We start from the raw sequence: 5,284 nt of genomic DNA, 5'->3' as shown, positions 1-5,284 counted from the left end.
GCTCCAGCGCTTCCGCCAGACTCTCCAGTGCCTGCTGCATATAATCGCATACCCGCTCCGGCGCAAACGGCTGAACCGTCTGTGCTGTCAGCCCCAGCGAACCACCAAAATCCTCAACCGACAGTACGAAGGGGTAGTTAGTCCGTTCCTGCCCACCAACAACTTCAATCCCGCTTATCAGTTCACCGGAGATGGCCGACACATCATTATGCCGGTAATTCAGCAGGGCACTGAAGAGGGGACTTACGTTGTCAATGCCGCTGCATCGTTGAGCCAGCGCCAGTGACGCATGCTCATGCGCCAATAATCCGGCCAGCCGGGTATGGGCCTGTTGTACACTGTCCCACACCGGCGTGTTATCTATATCCAGCCGCAACGGCAAAGTATTCATAAACAGCCCCAGCCCGCTGTCCATCCCTTCTCCCGCGGCCATACGTCCGAACAATACAGTACCGAACACCACGTTTTCCTGACTACTGGTCCGGGACAACACCTGCGCCCAGGCCAGATGGCACAACGCCGCCAGACTAACCCCTAACTGCTGCGCCTGACGGCGCAAACGGTTATTCAGCTCAGCGGATAACATCCGGTGGTATTCCGTCACCTGTGAGCCGTCACGATGGACCTCCGCCAAGCCGAACGGCAGTGTCGGTTCCACCACATCCGCCAGCATTTCCGTGAAGAAACGGGTGTGCGCTTCCTGGCTTACCCCCAACCGGGTCTGTGCAACCAGATTGCGGAACGGCACCGATGTCGGCAACGTTTCCTCCTGCCCCGTCAGATATGCCCGGACCTCATGGTGCATCATTTCCTGTGTTGTATGGTCGCCAATCAGGTGGTGCTGCAATTCCAGTAAGCACCAACGGCCATCCGTTTCCCGGGCAATAACAAATTGCAGTAACGGGGCATTGCTTAAGTTAAGACGAAAATGGCGGAGATCAAAACGCCGACTTAACTGCTCACTGACCGGCCCTTTTGCCGGATCTAATGTCAGTTCAGTGACGGATATAGTGGCCTGACGCCAGACCACCTGCGCCGGCTCAGACAACTCCTGCCAGACAAAGGCAGTCCGCAGAATATCATGGCGATTAATCACCTGCTGCATAGCCGCCAAATACCGGTCCAACAAAGCCCGGTCCGCAAAAATCATCAGACCGGTCAACAAGTACGGATCTCCCTCGCTTGCCAGTAAGTGGTGGAATAAGATCCCGTCCTGCAACGGTGTCAGGGCATAAATATCCTGAATATTACTCATCCCACCCGGCACTTGCCCGACGATAAGGTCAATATCAGCCTGAGTCAGATCTATTAGCGGCAACATTGCCGGGATGAGTACTGTCGTATCGGGGGTAATTACATTAGCGGGTACTTCCACTGCCCGGTGCCGTCCCAACGTTTGCGCAAAATCTGACAGTACCGGCGTCTGAAACAGATCGCGCACTGCCAGCGTCATCTCCGACTGACGCAGGTGTTCAATCATCCGCACTGCTAGCAAGGAATGGCCGCCGAGCGTAAAGAAATTGTCATGTCGGCTAATTTGCTCAATGCCCAGCAGTTCACACCAAATCGCCGCCAACACCGTTTCGGTTTCTCCCTGCGGCGCTTCATAACGTTGGCGGGCAAACGCTTCGCTATCCGGTGCCGGCAGCGCCTCTCGATCCAGTTTGCCATTCGGGGTTAACGGGAAGCTCTTCAGACAGACAAACGCCGCCGGTACCATATAATCCGGTAACCGGGCACTCAGGTGCCCCCTCAAGCGGTTCACCAGCTCCTCCTCCGTTTCCGCTACTACATAGGCCACTAACCGTTTGTCCATCCCGTCACCCTGTATCAGTACTACCGACTCACGTACCGCTGGGTGTTCCATCAGCCGCGCTTCAATTTCTCCCGGCTCAATGCGGAAACCGCGGATTTTCACCTGCTGGTCATTGCGTCCCAGATATTCCAGATTGCCGTCTGACCGGTAACGCGCCAAATCCCCAGTACGGTACATCCGTGCATGGGGTTTGTCACTGAACGGGTCGGCCAGAAAGCGCTCTGCCGTGAGTTCAGGGCGGTTCAGATAACCCCGTGCGACGCCTTGGCCCGCAATATAAATCTCCCCAGGCACCCCCAGAGGAACAGGTTGACCGCGCATGTCGAGAATGTAGACTCTGGTATTGGCAATCGGACGACCTATATGGGCAGCAAAACCCGTTGCTCTATTCATCCGTGTCCAGATCGAATAAGTCGTTGTCTCCGAAGGACCGTACAGGTTACAAATATCTTGTACCGGAGAAGAGGCAAATAAACGCTCAACAATATGCGGTTTCAATGTTTCACCCGCTAAATTGATGGTTCGGATGGTTTTAAGGATCGCATTGCTATCAGTCAAATAAGCAATGGCCGATGGCACAGTATTGATAAGGCTGATAGGGTGTTGTACCTTTAGTTCCGTGGTTGCCAGAAAGAGTGCATCAGGAACAATATACGTCGTGCCACCCGATATTAAGGGGGCAAAACATTCGTATACTGCCAAATCAAAATTCAGCGAGGTGGCGAAAAGCGTGTGTGACAACTCTTCAGCGCTGAAATTCTGCTGTGCCCAGAGGAGAAAATTCACGGTATTACGATGCTCAATCGCAACACCTTTGGGCAATCCGGTAGAGCCTGAGGTATAGATCACATACGCCAGATGGTGTGATGCCAGCCCCAGAGCCTGTGCATCTGGGTTATCTGTCGGCATGGTCTCAACTTCTTGCAGATCAAAGAAAACAGTCGGTACACGATTAACTAATGTACTGGCCAACTGTCCGAGCAGTTTTTTTTGCATAAGTAAAACAATCGGAGCGGCATCTTCGAGCATATACGCCAACCGTTCGACAGGATAACTTGGATCGAGCGAGACATAAGCCCCGCCGGCTTTCAGTATCGCCAATACCCCAACTACCATTGCCAGTGAACGTGACACACAAATGGCTACTCGCTGTTCTGGCCCTACGCCCAACGCAATTAATTGATGAGCCAGCCGGTTGGCACGAGCATTGAGTTCAACATAACTGAGGGTCTGGTCTTCGTACACCAAGGCAGTCGCGTCCGGGGTTTTCGCCGCCTGTTGTTCAAATAACTGATGGATGCACCCTGTCTCAGGATACAACGTTTCCGTTGCATTCCAGGTTTCCAGTAGCAATGTCCGCTCAGCCTCAGGAAGCAAATTAAGCTGCCCTATGGGTATTTCTTCATCTGTCCTTTTTGATGACAGTAACCTCTGTAAATGTTCACTCATCCGCAGAATCACTGCCGCATCCAGACGATTTTCATCATAGATCCAACGGAAACCGCCCTGCGTATTTATCTGAAATGTCAGCAACTCACCAGACCTTTCTTGATCACATAACCGATTATCCTGCACCACAGAGACAGCTACCGACCATGGATGGCGTGTTCTTAATTCTGGGATAGTGCACAGTGCAGGAAAACGCGAAAAAAGGTCACGACTATATGTGCCGTACTGTGCCAGCAGAGCTAGTTCATTATCGACGGAGTCAGCAACCTCACACCACGGTTTATCAAATGCGGCTTCAATGGTCATGGGCACCACTGATGCCATATTTGATAAGTCATCGTTTGATCCCACACACCAGCCAACCTGAAACACCGTCTGTTGGGTCAGACGCGCCAGGTAGATAACGAATGCCTGTAATAACGTTCTCCATGACACTTCTTTAATATCTTTACTGTTTTGAGGAAACACGGACTGCCAAGGGCTCATTACCCAGCGGGGTTCTGTTGTCCTATGGGGAATGTCGAAAGGTAAATGGGCGGGTTGCAGGGTGGCAAGACGCTTACACCAAAAGGGTTCATAAGGTGCGAGTGTTTGAAGAGTATTCTTGATATTCTGCTCCTGTTGCGACGAAAGCAGAGGCAACTGTTTACCGGGTTTCAGTTCTGATATTTCTGCAAGTGCTATGGCAGACAGCAACTGGCCTTCCAGCGTGGAGAATCCCCCGATCCGGACATCCTCACTGCCCGTCGTCACCTGCCAGCTCTCCTCCTCCACACAGATCAACGTCCCCGGTTTTCCCCCAGAACACATGTCCAACCGCTGAAGCCAAGAAATTCGTACCGTGTCCTGTTTTAGTAAAAGTTTTGGGCAACCCAATGGGTTGGCATAATTCTCGCCAAAACCTAATACACGCACTAACGCCGACAATATCTCACCTGGCTGTTCCCAACATAAGTACCCACCAGCATCCGGGCGACGTGATAACGCATAAAAACTCCGTTTCGAAAGGTCTTGTGGATAAGTTATCAGTGTGCCGTGACTCAGATCTTTTAATAGTTCATTAAATCCTTTTTGAGCCGCCTGATAACATTTCAGATTCAATAAGAAAGCCGTATCTTGTTCTTCAATCGATACCGGCCATTGAGCAGCGATATTTCCGGCATTCGCATCGCCTTCAATACAGTGCCAGGAAATGGCATACGATGTTTCCCTCGCTAATAGCGCCCAGGATGTTGCATGACTGCCTGCATAACGTGGCAAAGGACTATCATGATAATTAAAAGCACCACCACGGATTTGTTTAATTAATGACGCTGGCAGAATGATTGGGTTGGCGATGGAGAAAAGCCAGTCAACAGGCTGTAACAGGATATGTTCTTGTAATTCATCCACCGAATTAACCCAATCAATCCCCTGCTGTTCAGCCCATGTCTGTAGAACACTATCGGTAGATAACACTGCCTGTATAATATGCCCAGCCGCCAGAATTTGCTCGGCGCAAAACACAGCAAGGGTTGTTCCCCCCACTACAACGCATTCTCGTGGTGGAATCAATGTCTCACCTGCATGATGCGGGACATTTTCATCTACCCCCTGAGAAAACACTTTGCCTTTAAATATATTTCCCTCTGTAGCAATGTTATCTTTCATTTATTACCTCAACGAATTTGTTAGAAATCTGAAAACCGTCATTACCGAACAGTTATCATCAATGTTGTTTACTTACTTCTTACCCTTAAGAAATAAAAACCGACATGTCTGACATTAATTCAAAATATTCAGATACGGAATGCCATATCCCGGTCATTAACAATCAATTGGCAATTTTTTGGCGCTAATTTTTTTGACAATGGAATAAATAATTGACCCTATAATCCATAATAAAACATTCCATCCTTCATTCCGCACCTAATTCAGGAATAAACCGCTTTATATTGTGCGCCTAATAAACTCAAAAGCTCATGGTGGTAAGATTGCATTCCTGTCACCATTTTATGTTCTTGAAATTCAAAGGTGTTT

Annotated in this window: 1 protein-coding gene; it reads right to left on the bottom strand. The window is 50.0% G+C overall.

Annotated features, from left to right (window positions below; translation table 11 throughout):
• On the bottom strand, nucleotides 1-4,915 hold a 4,915-nt coding region (locus AACQ83_RS23200), incomplete at its 3' end, for a non-ribosomal peptide synthetase (protein ID WP_146747939.1).
• Nucleotides 4,916-5,284 lie beyond the last annotated feature (369 nt).

Source organism: Photorhabdus sp. S10-54, assembly GCF_963878145.1.
In the GTDB taxonomy this organism is placed as follows: Bacteria; Pseudomonadota; Gammaproteobacteria; order Enterobacterales; family Enterobacteriaceae; genus Photorhabdus; species Photorhabdus kayaii.
Note: the sequence above shows the minus strand (reverse complement) of the source record. Positions and strands in the feature narration are given on the sequence as shown.